The sequence below is a fragment of the Saccharopolyspora sp. ASAGF58 genome (genome assembly GCF_012277335.1).
Lineage (GTDB): Bacteria > Actinomycetota > Actinomycetes > Mycobacteriales > Pseudonocardiaceae > Saccharopolyspora > Saccharopolyspora hattusasensis.
This window is the reverse complement of the sequence record NZ_CP040605.1, coordinates 7,177,654-7,196,204: the sequence shown is the minus strand read 5'-3', so window position 1 is coordinate 7,196,204 and position 18,551 is coordinate 7,177,654. Positions and strand designations below refer to the sequence as shown.

The window sequence follows — 18,551 nt, the reverse complement described above, 5'->3', positions numbered from 1 at the left end:
CACCACACCTGTCTCACCAATAACATCATCACCATCGGCCTCTGAGCTGCGCAAACGCGAGGAAACGACCTCCACCACAGGGCGGACCCGCGGAGAAAAGCCCGGTGTCCCACAACAGAGCCCACAGCAGTCGGTCCCGCAAGCGGGTACAGGCGTCAAGGATCGCCTGGACTTGTTTGGCGGTCAGGATAGTCGGATGCTTGCGCGGGCTCTTGAGCTTGATGGTGCGGCGCCGTTCCGGCCCACCGTCGCTGAGGTGATGCAGGAACGGCTTCCACCCCGAGCGCCGTCGACGCGCCGGTTGCAGTTCGGTGACCAGGTCGCCAAGGTCGACCCCATGTCGAGCATGGAACGTGTAGAGCCCACCGATGGCAGAGAGCTTCCTGTTGACGGTGCCGGTCGAGCAGTGGTGCTCGGCTGAGGGCAGCATCGCCACCCCGCCGCCCCGGCCAACTGGCGGCAGCCGCAGCCAGGCGACGAACTCGCCGAGATCTTCCAGACGGACCTCGCGCCAGTCCAACCCTCGCGTGTCGACGAACTCGAACCAGTCCTTCAAGTCATGGGCGTACGCCTTGACCGTGTTCGGGGACCGCTCAATATCGGTGAGGTAGGCCAGGTAGCGCTCGATCGGCTCCACCGGCCTCCCGCTATCGCCGAGGACCGTCCAGGACTCAAACGATGAAACGGGCATCAGCACCCGCTGCACAAGCATCGAACCTCCGGGGTATCTGCGTGATGGACGGCCGCAGATAACCACCTCCACCACGCAGATTCCCACCGGTCCCGGCCGCGTGGTGCACGTCGCGGACACCCTCTATCGGACTCAAGAGAACCTGCACGAACCGTGGATCCCAGCCCGCCTCGATCAGATGCGTGACATACGACCTTCGCAGCGAATGGAAATCGACCGCATCATCGAGCCCAAGTTCCTTGCGGTAGACGATGAACCGGGAGTTGAGCCGCTGACATCCCACGCGCAGCCCGCGCTCCGACGGCCAGGCCGCCGGGTTGTCATCTGCACCGAACAACGGCCGGATCTCGGTGAACCACTCCTCCAGGATGTCGCGGGTCCAGTCCCAGACGGTCATCACACTGCGCTGCTTGGGCGGTGAGCCCTTCTTCGCTTTGCCGAACCGGACCCGGCACAACCCGTACTCACCGAACTCGGACCCGGCGACGTTGCGGCCGAAGTCAGCAGCATCAAGCATCCGGGTTTCGTTGCGCCGCAGGCCGAAAGCGTAGGCGGTCTTGAACAGCGTCGCGTCACGGAACGCCGGCAACCAGCCCTTCCGCCCGAACGCCCGGATCCGGGCGACCTGGTCATCGCAGTGCGCGAAGAAGTCGTGCAGCTCCTTCTTGGTGAACGCCCGCTTCTTCGGATCGGCCTCACCGGCCTGGACGTGTGCCGCGGTGTTCCACTCGTGCACGACCTGGATCGGGTGCGTGCCGAACCGTTGCTCGCACGTCGTCGACCACTCGTAAGCCGGGTCGGTGATGAAGTGGCAGAACGCCCGCACCGCCTCGGAATACGACCGGATCGTCGAGTGCTTCAGATCCCGCAGCGACCGCAGATCACCAAGCCACTCGTCGACCATCGCCGCCGACCACTGCCACGGGAATGCGTTCACGTAGTCGGCGAACGCCTTCACCGTGTTCTCCCGCCCCTCGACAGTCGACCGGGCCAGGTTCCTCGCGAGCTGTTGGTTGGCGAACCCGGCGAGCATTTCCCTATTAGATGTGCGTGTTGATGCACGTCGAGAGGGAACCGAAGCATGGCGAGTTGGCGGGTGTTCTGGGTGCCGCAGGACGAGGTCCGGAGCGGGGTACGGCGCAGGGTGTTGGCCGGGTGGGAGGATCTCCCGGCTCGTGAGAATGAGGTAGGGATCCGGGCAGGAGATCCGATCTTTTTGGCTCCGGACTACACGGTGGACCCGGTGCTGGGTCTGTACGGGCAGTCGACGACGTTCCGCCGGTACACCGCGGAGACGCGGCGGAACTACGCAACCGACATCGCGCTGCTGCTGACCTTCCTGTCGCAGCGTGGCCGGGGGTGGTCCGACGCGGTAGCTCGGGATCTGGAGGACTTCGAGCACTGGCGGCGGTTCGCTGAGGCCAATCCTGGGCGGATCGGCGGTACCAAGTGGGATCGGGAGTTGGCCGCGTTCGCCAGTCTGTATCGGTGGGCTGTTGAGAAGGGCCATGTGCGGCGGAATCCGGTGGCGATGAAGCAGGTCGTCGGCCGCGAGGGCGACGTACTCACGGTGCCGGCGGCGCGGGCCAAGGACTCCAAGTCCAGCAACGTGCACTGGCTGACACCCCGGACGTGGCGGCGGTGGATCGACATCGGCCTGCGCGGTCACACCCGTGACGGCGTTCCCGAGCCTGGATGGGTAGGGCGCGTGGAGGACCGCAACGTGGCCTTCGTGCGGTTGCTGACCAGCTCCGGACTACGCCGGGCGGAGGGCGGATCGCTGCTGACATTCGAGGTACCGACGTCGCGACTGGATGGCGGCCGCTACTACCGGGGAATCGTGGCAGCCGAGGTCACGCGCTCGAAGAAACGCCGCACCTTCTACATGTCCGCTGACGCGGTCGGCGAGATCGAGTCCTACGTGGACTCCACGAGGGTCTTGGCCATCCGTCAGGCCCAACGCAAGGGCCGCTACGACCAGATCCCCGGTCTGCGGGTGGTCACCGCGGTCACCAGGGGGCGCACCCCGACGGTCCGCTGGCGCGACCAGGATGGTGTGGTCGGCGAGCGGGTCTTGGACGAGCTGACGGTGCGGGAGCGGATGAAGCTGTTCACCGAAGGCCCGCGCGGACTCGAACCACTCTGGCTCTGGCTGAACGAGCAGGGGATGCCGTTCCAAGTGTCGCGCTCATGCCGACGTACCCACGTACGCAGCGTCTCGGGATGCATGCCGAGCGACCGCGCGACATCGGCTACGGATTTGCTGGATTCCAGGGCCAGCTGGACCGCTTCTTCGCGGAACTCTGGCGAGTACTTGCTCGGTGGTGCCACTAGATCTTCCCTCGATTCCCTTGCAGGGTAACCCTATTGGGTCCCTGTCCGGGATCTTCGAGGCCCCTCACCGAGGCCATCGCACCCGATCCGAACGGCGCGATCGGGACCGCCCGGTTCCGGCGCAGTCTCGCGTGGCACGTCGCTCGTCGGCCGAACGGCCTTGTCGCGCTGGCCATTCAGTATGGACATCTTCGAACGGCCGTGGCTGGTAGTTACGCGGCTCGCAGTCGGGGCGGGATCCAGGACCTGATCGACATCGAGACCGCTCGCGCGGTCGCTGACACCGTCGCCGATCTCCACGACGACCTGGAAGCCGGTGGAGGCATGTCTGGTCCGGCCGCCCACCGGGCGATCAAGGCCGCCGCGACCGCACCCCGCTTCGCCGGCACGGTCATCACCGCCACCACTGCACGGCGGCTGATTGCGAACGAAGACGCCATGATCTACGACAACCCGCACGCGCTACTTCTCTGCCACTACAAGCGTTCCACCGCACTCTGCCACCGCGACGGGGTCAAGGACACGCCCAGTCTGGATCACTGCGTCCCGGGCTGCGGCAATATCGTGCGCACCGACCAGCACGCCATTCAGCTCCGCGAGCGCGCTACTGCCATGGACACCCGGGCCGCCCGGGTTCCCGGTCCGCTGGGCGAGCGGCTGCGCGGCAACGCCGACAAGCTTCGGGGCTACGCCGACGCCCACGACCGCACCCGCATCACCCTGACCGAGGACGCCGGATGAACCCCACGCCCGACGAGCGAGTCCGGATCCGCGCCGCGATGGACCGCATCCTGTCCGGGACCGCTGAACACTCCAACGGCGCGCTCACGATCGTCGCCCTGGCCCAGGAAGCCGAGGTCCCCCGAAACGCACTCACGCAACGCCACACCGACCTGAAAGCCGAGTTCTACACGCGGGTAGCCGAGCGCGGGGCGCCCTCGGAGGTCGAGAGCCGACTGCGGGCCACCATCACCGCACTGAAGAAGACGATCGCGAACAAGAACGCCGAACTCGCCCAGCTTCGGGCCGACGTCCCCGCCCTTGTCCGGGCGGTGAATCAACTCACCCTGGAGAACCAGGAGCTGCGCGAAGCCCTGGCGAACCCCAGCGCCGAGGTCATCCCGATTCGGGGACGGCGGTCGCGCCACGTCGAGGATTGATCGCGCTTGCAGCCTGCTGCGGGCACACCTCCGACGACTCGGACTTGTGCCTCCATTTCAGTCTCGGCCATGCGCCGAGGGCCGACCATGGCGGCTGCCGCAGGTTGGGCGGGGAGCATGGCTTCAAGATCTCAACACGCTGACTTGACAGGGAACAGCATCGCCGAGAAAACCTGCTCCTCCGGCCGCAGCAGCGACACCCCGTCCACCAGATGCAGACTCGCCGCACCCGGCACCACACCGATCGGCCTCACCGGCCACCACCCTCCGTCACTCGCATAGGACGCGATAAAACCGCATCTGATGCGAGCCCCCTGGTAGACGCGCGGGATAGTCATCCAGACGAGTGATCGTGACCGACGCGATCACCTACCGAGCAGGACGGTAGAGTCGCCTTTCCCAGCGCTCCAGCTGCTGGTCACGCGACGACATCAGCTTTCACAGCGGCCGCCGTTCGCAAAGTGTCGCGAATTCGCATCGTGCCCGCTGGCCCGTCCTGCCTGAGTTCTGATGTCGTCGATCGACTGGCCGCATCGCAGCCCTGCACAACAAGGGACTGCGCGTGGTTACGTGGGTAACCGTGCCGGGGCCAAAAAATCAACCGGCTGCACCGCTCGTTCCCTGACCGGGTACCCGGCGGCGCACCACGGGATCTGCAGGCCGTACACGCACGTCGGTTGTTGCGGCAGGCGCGAGCTCAGTCGTGGCGTGGTCGGAAGAGATGGAGCTTCGCGTAGAGCCAGCCGTCGGCTTCCAGTCCGCTCGGATCCACTCTGGCGGCGGACAACGTCTCCAGCACTCGCGATTGTTCCTGCGCGGAGGCGAACCGGCGCTGTTTGAATACACCGGGTACGGGAACGATGTCGTAGCCTAACGCCGCTAGGCCTTCTGCAATCGGTTCTATCGGAAACATCCGCAGCACGAAGTGCGCCATCCAGGGCCGGTGCTGCTGGGCGATCCTGGCCAGCGTCCGTTCGCCGACGTAGCCGATGCAGCCGGTCGAAATCACCAGATCCGTTCCGGTGAGCCGCGCGCGTTGCTGTTCGGTGGGGTCGTGCGCTTCCAGATCCGCGTGCACCGCATCGTCGAGGAACCCCGCCGCAAGCGCATATGAGAGGGCCGGTTCGGAGTTGTCGAGTCCGACGAATCGGATGTCCTTGAGCTGACTGCGCGAACGAACCAGATTCCGGTCGCGGGCCAGCAACCAGTCGCGATCGGCAGTACGGGCATCAGGACGGCAGTAATGCTCATTGAGCTCGTCGATCGTGGCGTCACATTTCAACAAAGCCGCGTTGATGCCGTAGGAACAGCCGAGGTCGAGGATGGTCGGCACGCGAACCTCCTGGGATTCCCGGTATTCCTGGATGACCTTCTGGAAGTACGGCTTGGCAAGCTGCGGAATGCAGTAGTCGAGCTCACGCAGCGTGTTGAAGTAGGCACGTGGATCGGGCTGGGTGTAGATCTCGTCGAGCGAGATCTTTCCAGTGGCATCGAACCGCACGGACCGTTCTCCTCGCTTCATGACAAGTGGCCATCTGGCCTGGCGTTCAATCCAGCAGCTGGCCGCTCCGCACCGTGCGTCCCCCAGCGGCCAGGTGGCAGGCGGCACCCGGCCGATGATCTGCCGCGTTCGCGCCATGCTGCCGATGGCACCAGGATGCTCGCTGAAGGCAAAGATCGCCGTGTGACCAGTTTTTTCGCCTTGCAATGGTTACCAGATGTAGCGAGTGACGGCCCTTGATCAGCTGCAGGTCACTGGGTACGCAGGTAGCATGGCTACCCAGTTCAGCAACCACGCTGTTGTCTGCAGCTCACGCAGCCACACCGTCAGCCGACTCCCGGACCCGGTGTCGTACCCTGCCCCGCACCAACGGAATCCTGCACCGATGCCGCAGTCACGATCATCACCAGCAGCAGCCCCAACACATCGGGTACGCAACAGTCGACGAGTTCCTGAGTTGATCAGCCCGTCACCGACCCGTCCGTTGTCCCTGGACCAGCAGCTTTGACCCGGCAACCTCGGTTATACCCCCCTTTGAACTGGACTCAGTATCCATGACGTGATCACCACTAACGCGATGATTCTTCATTCTGGGTGAAGTCGAGGAGGTGTGGGTTGGGGCTGGCCGTCGTGAGCGACCTGCGTGACATTGGGCGCCCGCAACCGAGGAGGAGCTCGCCGACCTTGAGACCGACGTGCTCGCAGGGTTCGTGCTCGCTCGCGCGGCGGCGGGGCTGGTCGACAGCACGATCCGCAACGACACCAACCACCTCGAGCTGATCCGGGACTGGTTCGGCCTGCCGTTGTGGGAGATGCAGCCCAGTGACGCGGACAGCTACTTCGGCAAGGTCCTGCGGGACGCGAAGCCCTCGACGCGCACCGGTCGCGCGGCCGCTCTCACGGTGTACTTTTAGTTCCTGGAGCTGCGGCACAAGGTTGAGCTGCACAACCTGACCGGCCGGGTGGTCGAGTGCGCGCTGGATGAGATGAACCGGCCGCGGGCCTCGGTAGAACCGCAGCTGCGGATCCCGCCGAGCGAGGCCGAGATCGAGCAGCTGTTCGCCGGGTGGCGCGAGGAGTTGGCCACCTGCCGCAAGTTCGCGCCGGCCGCTCGCAACTACGCGGTCGCCCGCTTGGCCAGCGATGTCGGGTTACGGATCAACGAGGCTCGGATGCTGGACCTGGACGACGTTCGGTGGGAGCTGGGCCGGTTCGGCAAGCTCAACGTCCGCCACGGCAAGGGCTCGCGCCGGCGAGGGCCGAAGCCGCGGCTGGTGCCGCTGATCAACGGCGCCGACCGGAACCTGCAGTGGTTCATCGAGGATGTCGGGGGCGAATTCGACAGCGATCCCACTCGGCACGGTGCGCGGCTGTTTCTATCCGAGCGCAAGAACGCAGATGGATCCTGCATGCGAGCGACGGCCGACGTGTTCCGCCGGTCGTTGGCCGAGGCCGCCGCTCGGCACATCCCGGCCTGGACCGGCAAGCTCACCCCGCACGTCTTGCGGCATTTCTGCGCTTCCCAGCTCTATCTCGGCGGCATGAGCTTGTTTGCGATCCAGGAACTACTCGGTCACGCGTGGATCGGAACGACGGCCCGGTACATCCACGTTCACGCCACCCATGTCGAGGACGCCTGGGTCACCGGGCAGCAACGCGCGACCGACCGATGGAAGGGACTGGCCTGATGAAGTGGAACCTGCGCCTGGCCGCGGCCAACCGCGGCATCTGGAAGGCCAGCGAGTTCCAGCGGAAACTCGCCGAGCGCGGCCTGGTGATCAGCGCCGGGAAGATGTCCGGCCTGTGGTCGGGCACCCCGAACACCATCAAGCTCGACGAATTGGACGTCATCTGCGCGGTGCTCGGCTGCGGTGTCGAGGAACTGCTGCTGCCCGAGCCGGATACCGTGCCTGAGCCCAAACCCGCGATCGATGAAAAGTCCGCCGCCGTTGGCGAGGCTCGCGCTGTCACGCCCCGACCGCGCACCGGCAGGTCCTTGCCACCACGGTGAAGTGCGTCCACTGTGGAGCACCCATCCCGGCGGGAAGTCGCCGGGACCGGTTGTACTGCAACAACAAGTGCCGCGCCTATGCGTCGATCGAGCGACGCAAGACAGGAACCCCACCGCCCGCTGGCTGGCAATACCCTGCCCTGCAGTCCAGCGATCCCGTGCTGCACGCCGCCGCACTGCGCGGCCGGCAACTCGGTGAGGCCAACGGCTGGAGTCCGTCAACGATCCGGTGCACGATGGACGGCCTCTCCGCGCTCCTGAACGACCGAATAGCCGGGCACCGCGTCGCCCTCAGCGAGATTCGTGCGCGGACATCCCGGCACACCTCCACTCCGCGGGTCGCCGAAGTGCTCGCCGACCTCGGCCTGCTGGACGAGAACACCACACCCGCGATCCGGTCTTGGATCGACCACCGCACCGGCGAGCTCCCGGTCGGCTTCGCCAGCCCGATCCGGGACTGGCTCCTCGTGCTGCTCGACGGCGACACTCGTGCCCGGCCCCGCTCGCACTCCACCATCTACGTCTACTTCGGACCCATCAGGCCGATTGTCGAGCGCTGGGCGGCCGAGCGGGGACACCTCCGCGAGATCACCCGCACCGACATCACCACCGCGCTCGACCAGCTGCGCGGATGGCAGCGTCGCAACGCCATCACCGCCCTGCGCTCGTTGTTCCGCTTCGCCAAGCGGCACGGCATCGTCTTCGCCAACCCCACCACACGCCTCAAGACCGAAGACATCGACCACAGCCTGCTTCCGATGACCGACACCGAGATCCGCGCGGTCGAACAGGTCGCCATCAGCCCGGCCCAGCGCGTGATCGTCGCCCTCATCGCCGTCCACGCCGCCCGCCCCAAGTCGATCCGCAACCTCCTGCTGGATCCAGAAGATGGTCATCGGCGTATCTGGTGTATTTGAGCCGACGGTATCCGGGGTCCTGAGGGTCACACGAGGGGAGTTGGCGAAGCTCACGGCGAAGCGCACGAACCGCATCACGGTCCCCACGCTCACGTGCTCGCCATATCCTCGAATGTATCCTCCAATACTCGGTGTTGGGCTTTCTTCGTTCCCCTCGGGTGTATTGCGGGATCAGAACCGTCTCGACAAAGACGTCCAGCTTGTCCAAATAGATGTTGGACAAGATCGGCGAGACCACACCGCCTTGCGGCGAGCCACTCAACGATTGATGGTATCGCCAGTCTTCCAGATACCCGGCTGTGAGCATGTTGCGGATCATTCGCAAGAATCGGTTGTCACGGATGTTCTCTCCCAGGATCTTGATCATGATATCGTGATCAAGGCTGCCGAAACAGTCGGAGATGTCTCCTTCAACAAACCACACCGTCCCGGTCCAGGTGCGTTCCACCTCGCGTAGCGCGGTGTGGCAGCCCCGGCCGGGCCGGAATCCATGCGAGTAGCCGGAAAACGTCGGTTCGTAGTATGCCTCCAGCAGGAGGAGGCCTATTGATTCGGCGAAGGCGTACTCCGGATCCTGCGGCGCAAAGGCCTCTGGAAACTCCCTGATGACAGCAACACCAGCGAGGACACCGCCACCATCCCCTTCGCGGGCGCGACACCAGTGCGGTCAGACCGCCGTACGGGTGGCGAGTCGAGCTAGTTCCTGCCCGGGTCGGCCGCCGAAGGCGATCTCGGAGATGTGACACCAAGCGCTTCGTGAGGGGTGGTTCCAGCCGCCGCCATGAAGCGCTGTGGGGCCTCGCTCAGCGTGTGGTCACGACTTGCTGATCGTTGCGTAGTCGACGAACACGCTGGGGGTCTCGTGGATTCCTGTGACATTCGACCGGAAGATCCGTGACAGGCGGTCCTGGTAGAGGAAGACCCAGGGGGCGTCGTCGGCGATGACGTTGCCGGCTTCGCGGTAGAGACCGCGGCGCTTCTCCGGTTCGATGCTGTTGCGTGCTTCGTCGAAGACCGGCGCCAGCTCGGTGTTGACGTACCAGCCGCGGTTCACGCCGGCCCTGGGTATCTGGTCCGGGCCGAACATCCGCTCCAGCCAGTACCCGCTGTCCGCGCCGGTTGTCCAGCCGTTGAAGGAGCCGTTGACGTCGGCGTTGTATCCGGGGCTCTCGAGCTGGACCAGCGAAGTGAACTCGACGTACTCGACATCGAGCTGGACACCGACGTCCTTTAGATTTTGCTGGATGAGCGACATGATCTGGTTCGCCTGGGCGAAGCCCGGACCGCCACTCGGCGCATAGACCTTGACGGTCGCCGGCAGCTGGACACCTGAGGCCTGGATGAGTCGGCGAGCTTCGTCCTGGTTGAACTCGTATCGTGGCTGAGCGCCCTCTTCGAAGGCGTCGTTGCCCGTCGGGATCGGCCCGCCCAGCGCCTGCCCCATGCCGTCCAGCGCGGCGATGATCCCGTTGCGGTTGATCGCGTAGTTCAAGGCTTGGCGGAACTGCTGATTGTCGGTCGGCGTCGCCTTGGTGTTGAGCCGGATGAAGTACTGGTTGGCGGGGTCCGGGTACTGCACCACCGCGTCTCGGCCTTGCAGCTGCCTGACCTGCTCCGCGCTCGCGCTGAGGATCGCATCGATCTCGCCGGTCTGCAGTGCGGCCGCCATCGTCGTGGGGTCCTGCATGTTCACGAACACGAGGCCATCGAGCTTCGGGATGCCCCGCCAGTAGGCCTTGTTGGCGTAGAGGTGCAGATCCGTGCCCTGCTCCACACTGTCGATCCGGAAGGGACCGGTACCGTCCGGATGCTGCCCGACCTCGTCACCGGGGTACTTCGCCAGAGCCACCGGGCTGATGATCGCCATCCGGCGGTCCGTGAGCAGACGCGGAAGCTCCGCGAACGGCTGCTTCAGGGTGAGGGTGAAGGTGGACGGTCCGGTTGCCCTGGCGCTCGCGATCCAGCGGGTCAGGAACTTCATGTTGGCGCTCGCGACCTGGTTGTACAGCGCCGAGCGGTCGTCCATCAGGCGTTCGAAGTTCGTGGCGACGGCCGCGGCGTCGAGTGGCGTGCCGTCGTGGAACTTCACGCCGCCGCGGATCTCGAAGGTGTAGACCAGACCGTTCGCCGAGACGTTCCAGGATTCGGCCAGGCCTGGCATGATTTCGGGGGCCTTCTTGGTCACTGTCTCAAGATCCTCGCGAACGAGCGTCTCGTAGATGGCATCGGTGACGCGAAGGCCGATGGTGCCGCTGATGCTCTGCGGGTCGAGTGCTGGGAGCTCGCTTCCCGAGGCGATGACAAGGACCCGTTGGTCGCCGTCCCCCTGTGTCACACCGGAGCAGGCGGCGACGCCGAGAAGGGAGGTGGCGGCAAGAACGGCGGACACGATACGCCTCGCGCGCATTCTCATGGGAACTCCGTGATCGTTGCAAACGATTGCGATATGAGCAGAGAACGTAAGGTGGCCGACCCGGCTTGTCAACAGGCGCGGTTGGGTCCGGCGACAGCGGTCCGCGAAGCGCGAACGCGTTCACCCGCCGCCCGGTTTCAGCGCAGCCAATGCCCTAATTCCCTATTATGAAAGGGATTTCGTAAGAAGGCGCGCCATCTGAGGGGTGCTCAGCGAGGGCGGTATGGGAGCAGCTTCCTGGCGTGCTCGGCACTGGCGCGACGGTGCTCGTCGCGATGCAACCCTGGGCCAGGGCGGGCATGTCGCAGCTTCACTGCAATCGTTGACACCGATGTTGCGCTGTGTCTATCGTCCTGGTCGACGCACTCCCCGACAACCTCCGCAATGAGGCTCCGCACCTTGCGATCAGGTTCCTCCGGCGTTTCGTAACGGCATAGGGGAGGCGATCGGGCAGGCCGCAGGCTCTGCCAACGAACGACAGAGGAGTTGAACTCAGAATGCTTCTAGGTTGGCGTGCCAAGATCGGCCAGATCCGCCCTGCGACCGCCATCGAGGGTGCCGAGGAGTGGCGTAGCGTGGCTCCCACCGGCGTCGCCTTCGCGGATGCGCGCACCATCGTCCCCAAGGTGGACCAGGGGGGCCTGAAGGTGATGATGTCGCAGGTGCTGGAGGCATCGCGCCAGCTCGCGACCGCCAAGGTCGATCTCATCGTGCAATGCGGCGCGCCGGGGACCTTCCTCGAGGGACCCGCGGCCGACGAGCGCATCACGAGCGAGATCACGGCGCACACCGGGATTCCGGCCATCACGATGCAGCAGTCGGCGGTCAAGGCACTTCAAGCTCTCGGAGCGAGCACCGTCGCAGTCGCAACCATCTACACCGACGAAGTGAACGACGCGCTGGCGGCCTCGCTCGAGAGCCACGGCATCAAGGTGAGCGCGATCGAGGGCCTCCAGATGACCGACCCGTACGACGCCAGCACCCACGACGCCGACAGTGCTTACCGGCTCGGCAAGTCGGTGTACAAGAAGGCGGGCGGCGCGGACGCCATCCTCATCTCATGTGGCACCTACCGGACCTTCGAGACGTTGCCTTACCTCGAGATGGACACCGGTGCCGCAGTGGTCAGCAGTAACCAGTCGACGCTCTGGAATGCTTTGCGCACGCTTGGCCTGCCGGACGTCATCCCCGACCTCGGTCGCCTGTGGACTGTGGCCTGAGCCGGCCGGTCCGAGACCGAGAGGATGATCGAGATGGCGGCTGGTGTCGTCGAGCAATCCGTACCTCCCCAACGTCGCGTGCTCAGCGACTTGCTTTCGACCTTCATGAAACCCGCCCACGTCATGGGCGTAGTCATCATCGGTGCGGTCGTGTTCTGCGCGATCTTCGCCGATCTCATCTCGCCACACGACCCGATCCTTGCCGACCCGTATCAGCGGTATCTGTCGCCGTTCTCCCAGGGACACCTCCTCGGGACGGACGAGCTCGGACGGGACGTTCTGAGCCGGTTGATCCACGGCGCCAGGTTCGCCCTCTTCGTCGCGGTCGTGCCGACACTGATCGCACTGGTCATCGGCGGGCTGATCGGACTGCTGTCGGGGTACGTCGGCGGCAAGATCGACGCGGTGGTCATGCGCGTGTTCGACGTCGTTTTCGCCTTCCCGGGCGTCCTGCTCGCGCTGGGCATCGGCGCCGCGCTGGGGGCGGGCACCGGATCGATGATCATCGCGATGGTCGTGGTCACCATTCCCGAGGTTGGCCGACTCGTGCGCGGAAGTGTCCTGGGCGAGAAGGAACAGCCCTACGTCGAGTCGGCGCTCACGCTGGGCCTGGGACATTTCCGGACCGCCACCAGGCACATCGCCCCGAACGTCGTGAGCCCGCTGGTGGTCATCGGCGCGCTCCAGACGGGCAAGAACGTGATCCTGGCGGCGAGCCTCAGTTTCCTCGGGCTCGGCGTGCAGCCCCCGGCACCGGACTGGGGAGCGATGCTCAACGGGGGCCGGGCCGCCATGTTGAGCGCGCCGCACGTGGCGACCCTCGCCGGGCTGGCGATCGTCATTCTCACCGTCGGATTCAACCTGGTCGGCGACGCCGTCCGTGACCACCTGGATCCGCGAACGCGGAACAAGGCCTGAGGAGGCACACGTGCTCAGGTACACGGGCAAACGGGCGCTCCAGCTGCTCCCGGTCATCTTCGGCGTGACGTTCGCGGTCTTCCTGCTCAGCCAGATCATTCCGGGGGATATCGCCGACGTGCGGCTCGGCGGCAACGCGAGCGAGGCGGAAAAGCAGGCGCTACGGGACGAGCTCGGCCTTGACCGCAACATCTTCCTCCAGTACCTGATCTACCTGGGAAATCTTCTGCGAGGAGATCTCGGGGTCTCGACGTCCTTTCATCAGCCGGCGCTCGACGTGCTCTTGTCACGGCTGGTGAACACCGCCGTCATCGCGGTTCCCGCCGTCGTCGTGGCGGCGGTTCTCGGAATCGCGCTCGGCAGCTGGGCGGCGTTGAAGGCGAACTCGTTGCGTGACCGCGGCTTGACGGTGTTCGTGCTCGTTCTCACCAGCATGCCGTCGTTCTGGCTGGGGCTGATCCTCATCATGCTCTTCGGTCTGACCCTCGGCTGGCTACCGGTGAGCGGCATGCGAAGCGTCCTTGGCGGAGGAGGACTGGGTGACGTCGCCGCCCACGCGATCCTTCCGGTACTCACACTCGCGGCGTGGTCGGTCGCGGTCATCGCGAGAATGACGCGAGCGTCGATGCTCGATGTCATGAGCAGCGACTTCGTGCGCAGCGCCCGATCCCGCGGCACGCCGGAGCACAAGGTCGTGTACCGGCACGCATTGCCCAACGCGATGCCCCCGGTGATCACCGTCGTGGGCCTCCAGGCCGGCTTCCTGCTCAGCGGAGCCGTGCTCACCGAGACGGTGTTCGCGTGGCCCGGCATAGGTCTGGCCCTGTCCCAGGCGATCAGTCAGCGGGACACCGTGCTGTTGCAAGGGGGCATCCTGGTGATAGCCGTTATCTTCGTGCTGATCAACTTCGTTGTGGACATCCTGTATGCCTATTTCAATCCGAAGATCAAGCTCAGCTGAGGGGAGACCAGATGTTCGCGGCCGTGACGTTTCTCGGGGGATACGCATGACTAGCGGCCCGAGCCGGGAGATAGGGCAAGGCATGACGAAACCGGACACCGGCACCATGGCCAAGATCGCCGAGGCCACCGGCTTTTCCATCTCGACCGTGTCCCGGGCGCTCAACCGTCCGGAGCTGGTGGCGGAGAAGACACGCAAACAGGTGCTGAAGGTCGCCGATGACTTGTCGTTCCACCCCAACCGGGCGGCCTCCGGCCTGCGATCAGGCTCCCACCGGTGTCTGGCCCTCCTGGTCGGCGACATCTCGCAGCCGTGGTACTCAATGATCACGAAGTCGGTCGACACGGTGTGCGCGGAGCACAGCTTCGCGCTCCAGCTGAAGAGCTTCGGCCACGACCGGGCCAAGGCGCTGAGCTATCTTGCCCGCATCCCGTACGAGGGCGTCGACGGGATCATCATCAACACAGGTGACGACCTCGGCATTCCGGAGATCCGCGCACAGTTGGCGAGGATCGTCGAGCGGGGGATTCATGTCGTGACGATCGGGCAGACCATTCCGGACCTGGACGTTCCGACGATTCTCTACGACGACTACTCCGGTGCCGAGCAGGCCACCACCCACCTCGCCGAGGCCTGGGGCATGCCGCTCGCTTTCCTCGGTGCGATCCGGGGCTCGATCCCGGCCGAGGATCGTTGGCAGGGTTTCCGCAGTGTGGTCCGCAGTCACGGGCAGACCGACGGGATCCGGATCGTCACCGACGGCTACGACTACAAGGCGGGGTACTCCGCCATGGCGGCGCACCTGCGCGTCGGGCCCTGGCCCAGGGGTGTGCTCGCCTCGAACGACCAACTGGCCGTGGGCGCAGTGCGTGCCATCAAGGACCTCGGCGGCACCGTCGGCACCGACATCGCCGTTGTCGGCTTCGGTGACCTCGACTTCGCGCCGTACCTCGTACCGTCGCTGTCCTCGGTCAGCGGCTCTGTCCAGGAGATCGCCGGAGCCGCGACCAACAGGCTCATCAGCATGGTCAAGGGCGAGGCACAAGGCACTGCGATCCCCCCGATCACGGCACCCCGGAAGCTCGTCATCCGGGAGTCGTCACAGCCGCCGGCCAGCGCCTCTGGTGAGCGTCACCCCCAAGGAGAAGGTGCATACCCATGAGTGAGTCCCCCGACCCCGACGGGCGGCCGCTGCTCACCGTCGACGACCTCGTCGTCGGTTTCACCGGCCCGAACGGATCCTCGGACGCCGTCAAGGGCGTGTCGTTCCGCGTCGGACGCGGCGAGACGGTCGCGGTCGTCGGCGAATCGGGTTCCGGCAAGTCCACCATGGCGATGTCCGTCATCCGACTGCTCGCCGCCAACGGCAGGATCCGGGCCGGGAGCATCCGCTTCGAAGACACCGACCTCACCACGAAGTCGGAAGCCGAGCTGCGGAGCGTCCGTGGCCGCCTCATCGGCCTGGTGCCGCAGGACCCGATGTCGAACCTGAACCCGAGCATGAAAGTCGGTGCCCAGGTCGCGGAGACCCTGCTGACACATGGGGCCGCGACCAAGCGTGACGTCCGGCGGAAAACCCACGACGCGCTCGCGGCCGCGGGAATCCCGGAGCCCGAACACCGCGCCGCGCAGTATCCGCACGAGCTGTCCGGCGGGCTGCGGCAGCGCGTGCTGGTCGCGATCGGGCTCGCCTGCCGGCCGAAGCTCCTCATCGCGGACGAACCGACCAGCGCACTCGACGTCACCGTCCAGCGGATGATTCTCGACCAGATCGACAGGATGACCGCCGAGATCGGCACTTCGGTCCTACTCATCACCCATGACCTGGCCCTCGCCGCCGAACGTGCCGAGCGGATCATCGTGATGAACAAGGGAGAGATCGTCGAGCAGGGGCCCACCGGCCAGGTGCTGGCAGATCCGCGCCATCAGTACACGAAGGCCCTTATCGAGGCCGCTCCGACCATCGCGGCGGCGCGCGCTGACTCCGGTCATGCCGCACACGGTGAGCACAACGACGGCGAGCCGAACCTCGTGGAGGTCAGGGAAGCGACCAAGATCTACCGCCCCCGAGGCAGGCGCAAGGAGATCCGGGCCGCGGTCGGCGTCTCCTTCGAGATCCCGCGCGGCAAGACGGTGGCCGTCGTGGGCGAGTCGGGTTCGGGGAAAACGACCACATCCCGGATGCTGCTCCGGCTCATCGAACCGTCCTCGGGCTCGATCTCCTTCGAGGGGCAGGACATCGCGGCGATGGGCAAGGCACAGCTCGCCCGGTTCCGGCAGCGTGTGCAGCCGGTCTTCCAGGATCCGTACTCCTCACTGAACCCGATGTATACGATCGGCAGGATCATCGAGGAGCCGTTGGCCTTCTACAAGCGCGGCGACAAGAATGAACGACGGGCACGGGTGCTTGAGCTTCTTGAGCAAGTCGCCCTCCCCTCGGACGTGGTCGATCGCAGCCCTGCCGAGCTGTCCGGCGGACAGCGGCAACGCGTCGCGATCGCCAGGGCAATCGCCCTCAACCCCGATCTCATCGTGTGCGACGAACCGGTTTCCGCGCTCGACGTCATGGTGCAGGCGCAGATCCTCCGGCTTCTGGACCGGTTGCAGGCCGAGCTCGGCCTCAGCTTCCTGTTCATCTCCCACGACCTCGCGGTGGTAAGGCTGATCGCGGACTACGTCTGCGTGATGAAGGACGGCGAGATCGTCGAAGCCGATACCAACGACGAGATCTTCGGGAACCCGCGGCATCCCTACACGAGAAAGCTGCTCGGCTCCATTCCCGGCCACGAGCTTTTCCAGCCAGCATCCGACAACTAACCCGCAGAAACGATTTCAGCGCACGCCCGAACGGGGCGCTCTTCAGCGCGCCCGAAGAACTGTCAAGAACCGCACAGGAGTCCGCGTGACCGTGTCCATACCCCCACCGCTCGTCACTCAACTTTCCACAACGGAATTCCACTCGGACATCAACGGCCGCACGCGTCGGGGCACCCGGACCGAGACGCTCTTCGACCCGGCCACCGGACGGCCCTGGGGTTCGGTGAGCCACGATGCCGACTTGGTCGGCGAGGCCGTCGCCGGTGCCAGGGCGAGCCACACCGGCGGTGAATGGCGCTCCCTCACCCACCTACAGCGCGCCGACGTGCTCGACGCGATCGGCCGCGGTATCGACGCGCGCGTCGAGGAGATCGCCGCGCTTGAGTCCCTCGCCAATGGCAAGCCGTTGGCCGCCACCAAGGCCGAGGTCGCCGTCAGCGCTCGCTGGTGGCAGTACTACGCCGCGTTGCTGCGCACCACGCGTGAGGACCGCATCGCGATCTCGGCGACGAAGGAGGCGACCCTGCGGCGTGAGCCGGTGGGAATCGTGGCCCTCATTACTCCGTTCAACGGTGCGTTTTCCCTTGGCACCTGGAAACTCGCCCCGGCGCTGGCCGCGGGTAATACGGTCATCATCAAGCCGCCGCTCAACTCGCCCGGTTCGACCATCATGCTCAAGAGGATCGTGACCGAAGCCGGTGTACCCGACGGTGCTCTGACCATCGTTCAAGGCGGCGTCGATGTCGGGCAGCGGCTCGTTGAGCACGCGTCGGTGGACATGGTCTCGTTCACGGGGAGCACCGGCGCGGCCATGCAGGTCGGAATGTCCGTCACCGGGCACCTCGGCCGCTTCGTCGCCGAGGCCGGTGGCAAGTCGGCCCACATCATCTTCGACGACGCCCGCCTCGACGACGCCGTGACCGCGGTGGTGCAGGGTGGTTTCTCCGCGACCGGACAGACCTGTGTGGCCGGTTCCCGGGTGCTCGTGCAACGAGGTGCGGCCGAGGAATTCACCGCCGCGCTGCTGCGGCGCGTGTCCCGGCTGCGCGTCGGTGCGCCCACCGAAGACGGGACCCATCTCGGGCCGGTCGCCTCGGCCCAGCAGCTCCAGCGCATCCAGTCGTTGATCTCCCAGGCGATCGCCGACGGTGCGACCGTACTCGCCGGCGGCGCCGAGCCCCCGCGGATGGCTGCCGGCCTCGAGGGTGGTTACTGGGTGGCGCCGACCGTCCTCCGCGTAGCCGATAACAGCGCCGACATATGCCAGACCGAGGTCTTCGGCCCGGTACTGACGCTCACGGAGTTCACGACCGAAGAAGAAGCAGTCGCGATGGCCAACGATTCGGCCTTCGGGCTCGCCGCCGGCTGCTGGACCTCCGATATGGCACGAGCCCGCCGGATGTCGCAGAGCCTCGACGCCGGAACGGTGTGGATCAACACCTACCGGGGCATGGATTGGCAGACACCGTTCGGTGGCGTGAAGCAGTCCGGGATCGGTCGGGAGAACGGCATCGAAGGCTTGCGCGAGTTCCAGGAGGTCAAGGCCGTTGTACAGGACTTCGCCGCGGCAGCCGACCCATTCGGGCTCGCATGACCCGAACCACTGAA

The 18,551-nt window shown here is 65.7% G+C and carries 19 protein-coding genes and 1 pseudogene; 13 read left to right on the top strand and 7 right to left on the bottom strand.

What is annotated here, in order from left to right; all coding sequences use genetic code 11:
* Positions 1-28 precede the first annotated feature (28 nt).
* The gene (locus tag FDZ84_RS33885) at positions 29-637 is read right to left on the bottom strand and encodes a site-specific integrase (protein ID WP_246868623.1); all 609 of its coding nucleotides are present in this window, start codon (positions 635-637) and stop codon (positions 29-31) included.
* A 34-nt stretch (positions 638-671) separates the two neighbouring features.
* A complete protein-coding gene (locus tag FDZ84_RS33880; protein WP_168589168.1) occupies positions 672-1,724 on the bottom strand; it encodes a site-specific integrase in 1,053 nt (350 codons plus the stop codon).
* Between the two features lie 48 nt (positions 1,725-1,772).
* Between FDZ84_RS33880 and FDZ84_RS41290 the strand changes: the two are divergent.
* Positions 1,773-2,186: pseudogene (locus tag FDZ84_RS41290) on the top strand (site-specific integrase); the annotation flags it as partial.
* A 476-nt stretch (positions 2,187-2,662) separates the two neighbouring features.
* On the opposite strand, the gene FDZ84_RS41285 reads toward FDZ84_RS41290, so the two are convergent.
* Positions 2,663-3,022 carry a transposase gene (locus tag FDZ84_RS41285; protein ID WP_371812937.1) on the bottom strand — a complete coding sequence of 120 codons (360 nt, stop codon included), beginning with the start codon at positions 3,020-3,022 and terminating at the stop codon, positions 2,663-2,665.
* Between the two features lie 204 nt (positions 3,023-3,226).
* Here FDZ84_RS41285 and FDZ84_RS33865 point away from each other — a divergent pair, with 204 nt between their 5' ends.
* Complete coding sequence (locus FDZ84_RS33865; RefSeq protein WP_210435288.1) at positions 3,227-3,766, top strand: hypothetical protein; 540 nt, start codon at positions 3,227-3,229, stop codon at positions 3,764-3,766.
* Entirely contained in the window at positions 3,763-4,185 is a 423-nt protein-coding gene (locus FDZ84_RS33860) for a hypothetical protein (protein ID WP_168588765.1), read from the top strand. The genes FDZ84_RS33865 and FDZ84_RS33860 overlap by 4 nt, the downstream gene beginning before the upstream one ends.
* Before the next feature lie 131 nt (positions 4,186-4,316).
* Here FDZ84_RS33860 and FDZ84_RS40270 read toward each other — a convergent pair whose 3' ends face one another.
* Together FDZ84_RS40270 and FDZ84_RS33855 are read right to left on the bottom strand one after the other, a co-directional pair.
* On the bottom strand, positions 4,317-4,439 hold the full coding sequence (locus FDZ84_RS40270; protein ID WP_256413591.1) for a hypothetical protein: 123 nt from the start codon (positions 4,437-4,439) through the stop codon (positions 4,317-4,319).
* Between the two features lie 443 nt (positions 4,440-4,882).
* Positions 4,883-5,686 carry a class I SAM-dependent methyltransferase gene (locus FDZ84_RS33855; protein WP_168589167.1) on the bottom strand — a complete coding sequence of 268 codons (804 nt, stop codon included), beginning with the start codon at positions 5,684-5,686 and terminating at the stop codon, positions 4,883-4,885.
* A gap of 695 nt (positions 5,687-6,381) precedes the next feature.
* Between FDZ84_RS33855 and FDZ84_RS39690 the strand changes: the two genes are divergently transcribed.
* The 4 genes from FDZ84_RS39690 to FDZ84_RS33840 all read left to right on the top strand — a co-directional run bounded on the left by FDZ84_RS39690 (position 6,382) and on the right by FDZ84_RS33840 (position 8,614).
* Complete coding sequence (locus FDZ84_RS39690; RefSeq protein WP_246868622.1) at positions 6,382-6,600, top strand: hypothetical protein; 219 nt, start codon at positions 6,382-6,384, stop codon at positions 6,598-6,600.
* A 72-nt stretch (positions 6,601-6,672) separates the two neighbouring features.
* Positions 6,673-7,374: a site-specific integrase gene (locus FDZ84_RS33850; RefSeq protein WP_246868621.1), complete on the top strand. Its 702-nt coding sequence runs from the start codon at positions 6,673-6,675 to the stop codon at positions 7,372-7,374.
* Complete coding sequence (locus tag FDZ84_RS33845; protein ID WP_168589166.1) at positions 7,374-7,697, top strand: helix-turn-helix transcriptional regulator; 324 nt, start codon at positions 7,374-7,376, stop codon at positions 7,695-7,697. Before FDZ84_RS33850 ends, FDZ84_RS33845 begins: the two co-directional genes overlap by 1 nt.
* A gap of 50 nt (positions 7,698-7,747) precedes the next feature.
* The gene (locus FDZ84_RS33840) at positions 7,748-8,614 is read left to right on the top strand and encodes a hypothetical protein (protein WP_168589165.1); all 867 of its coding nucleotides are present in this window, start codon (positions 7,748-7,750) and stop codon (positions 8,612-8,614) included.
* On the opposite strand, the gene FDZ84_RS41280 is transcribed toward FDZ84_RS33840, so the two are convergent.
* Together FDZ84_RS41280 and FDZ84_RS33830 are read right to left on the bottom strand one after the other, a co-directional pair.
* Positions 8,526-9,146, bottom strand: a complete 621-nt coding sequence (locus tag FDZ84_RS41280; RefSeq protein WP_371812936.1) for a reverse transcriptase/maturase family protein — start codon at positions 9,144-9,146, stop codon at positions 8,526-8,528. The genes FDZ84_RS33840 and FDZ84_RS41280 overlap by 89 nt on opposite strands.
* Before the next feature lie 282 nt (positions 9,147-9,428).
* Positions 9,429-11,003: an ABC transporter substrate-binding protein gene (locus tag FDZ84_RS33830; protein ID WP_168589164.1), complete on the bottom strand. Its 1,575-nt coding sequence runs from the start codon at positions 11,001-11,003 to the stop codon at positions 9,429-9,431.
* A 521-nt stretch (positions 11,004-11,524) separates the two neighbouring features.
* Between FDZ84_RS33830 and FDZ84_RS33825 the strand changes: the two genes are divergently transcribed.
* The 6 genes from FDZ84_RS33825 (at position 11,525) to FDZ84_RS33800 (ending at position 18,537) form a co-directional block, all read left to right on the top strand.
* Complete coding sequence (locus FDZ84_RS33825) at positions 11,525-12,247, top strand: aspartate/glutamate racemase family protein (protein WP_168589163.1); 723 nt, start codon at positions 11,525-11,527, stop codon at positions 12,245-12,247.
* Between the two features lie 33 nt (positions 12,248-12,280).
* Entirely contained in the window at positions 12,281-13,165 is an 885-nt protein-coding gene (locus FDZ84_RS33820) for an ABC transporter permease (RefSeq protein ID WP_246868620.1), read from the top strand.
* Positions 13,166-13,175: 10 nt separating this feature from the next.
* Positions 13,176-14,126 (top strand): ABC transporter permease, encoded by a 951-nt coding sequence (locus FDZ84_RS33815; RefSeq protein WP_168589162.1) that lies wholly within the window; start codon positions 13,176-13,178, stop codon positions 14,124-14,126.
* 82 nt (positions 14,127-14,208) lie between these two features.
* Positions 14,209-15,288 (top strand): LacI family DNA-binding transcriptional regulator, encoded by a 1,080-nt coding sequence (locus tag FDZ84_RS33810; RefSeq protein WP_168589161.1) that lies wholly within the window; start codon positions 14,209-14,211, stop codon positions 15,286-15,288.
* Positions 15,285-16,943 (top strand): ABC transporter ATP-binding protein, encoded by a 1,659-nt coding sequence (locus tag FDZ84_RS33805; protein WP_168589160.1) that lies wholly within the window; start codon positions 15,285-15,287, stop codon positions 16,941-16,943. The genes FDZ84_RS33810 and FDZ84_RS33805 overlap by 4 nt, the downstream gene beginning before the upstream one ends.
* Before the next feature lie 85 nt (positions 16,944-17,028).
* Entirely contained in the window at positions 17,029-18,537 is a 1,509-nt protein-coding gene (locus tag FDZ84_RS33800; protein ID WP_210435287.1) for an aldehyde dehydrogenase family protein, read from the top strand.
* Positions 18,538-18,551 lie beyond the last annotated feature (14 nt).

What these genes read in the sequence shown, in the direction of transcription:
- FDZ84_RS33880 (WP_168589168.1), bottom strand. Translation starts at nt 1,724, where the DNA reads ATGCTCGCCGGGTTCGCCAACCAACAGCTCGCGAGGAACCTGGCCCGG.
- FDZ84_RS33860 (WP_168588765.1), top strand. Translation starts at nt 3,763, where the DNA reads ATGAACCCCACGCCCGACGAGCGAGTCCGGATCCGCGCCGCGATGGAC.
- FDZ84_RS33850 (WP_246868621.1), top strand. Translation starts at nt 6,673, where the DNA reads ATGAACCGGCCGCGGGCCTCGGTAGAACCGCAGCTGCGGATCCCGCCG.
- FDZ84_RS33845 (WP_168589166.1), top strand. Translation starts at nt 7,374, where the DNA reads ATGAAGTGGAACCTGCGCCTGGCCGCGGCCAACCGCGGCATCTGGAAG.
- FDZ84_RS33825 (WP_168589163.1), top strand. Translation starts at nt 11,525, where the DNA reads ATGCTTCTAGGTTGGCGTGCCAAGATCGGCCAGATCCGCCCTGCGACC.
- FDZ84_RS33820 (WP_246868620.1), top strand. Translation starts at nt 12,281, where the DNA reads ATGGCGGCTGGTGTCGTCGAGCAATCCGTACCTCCCCAACGTCGCGTG.
- FDZ84_RS33810 (WP_168589161.1), top strand. Translation starts at nt 14,209, where the DNA reads ATGACGAAACCGGACACCGGCACCATGGCCAAGATCGCCGAGGCCACC.
- FDZ84_RS33805 (WP_168589160.1), top strand. Translation starts at nt 15,285, where the DNA reads ATGAGTGAGTCCCCCGACCCCGACGGGCGGCCGCTGCTCACCGTCGAC.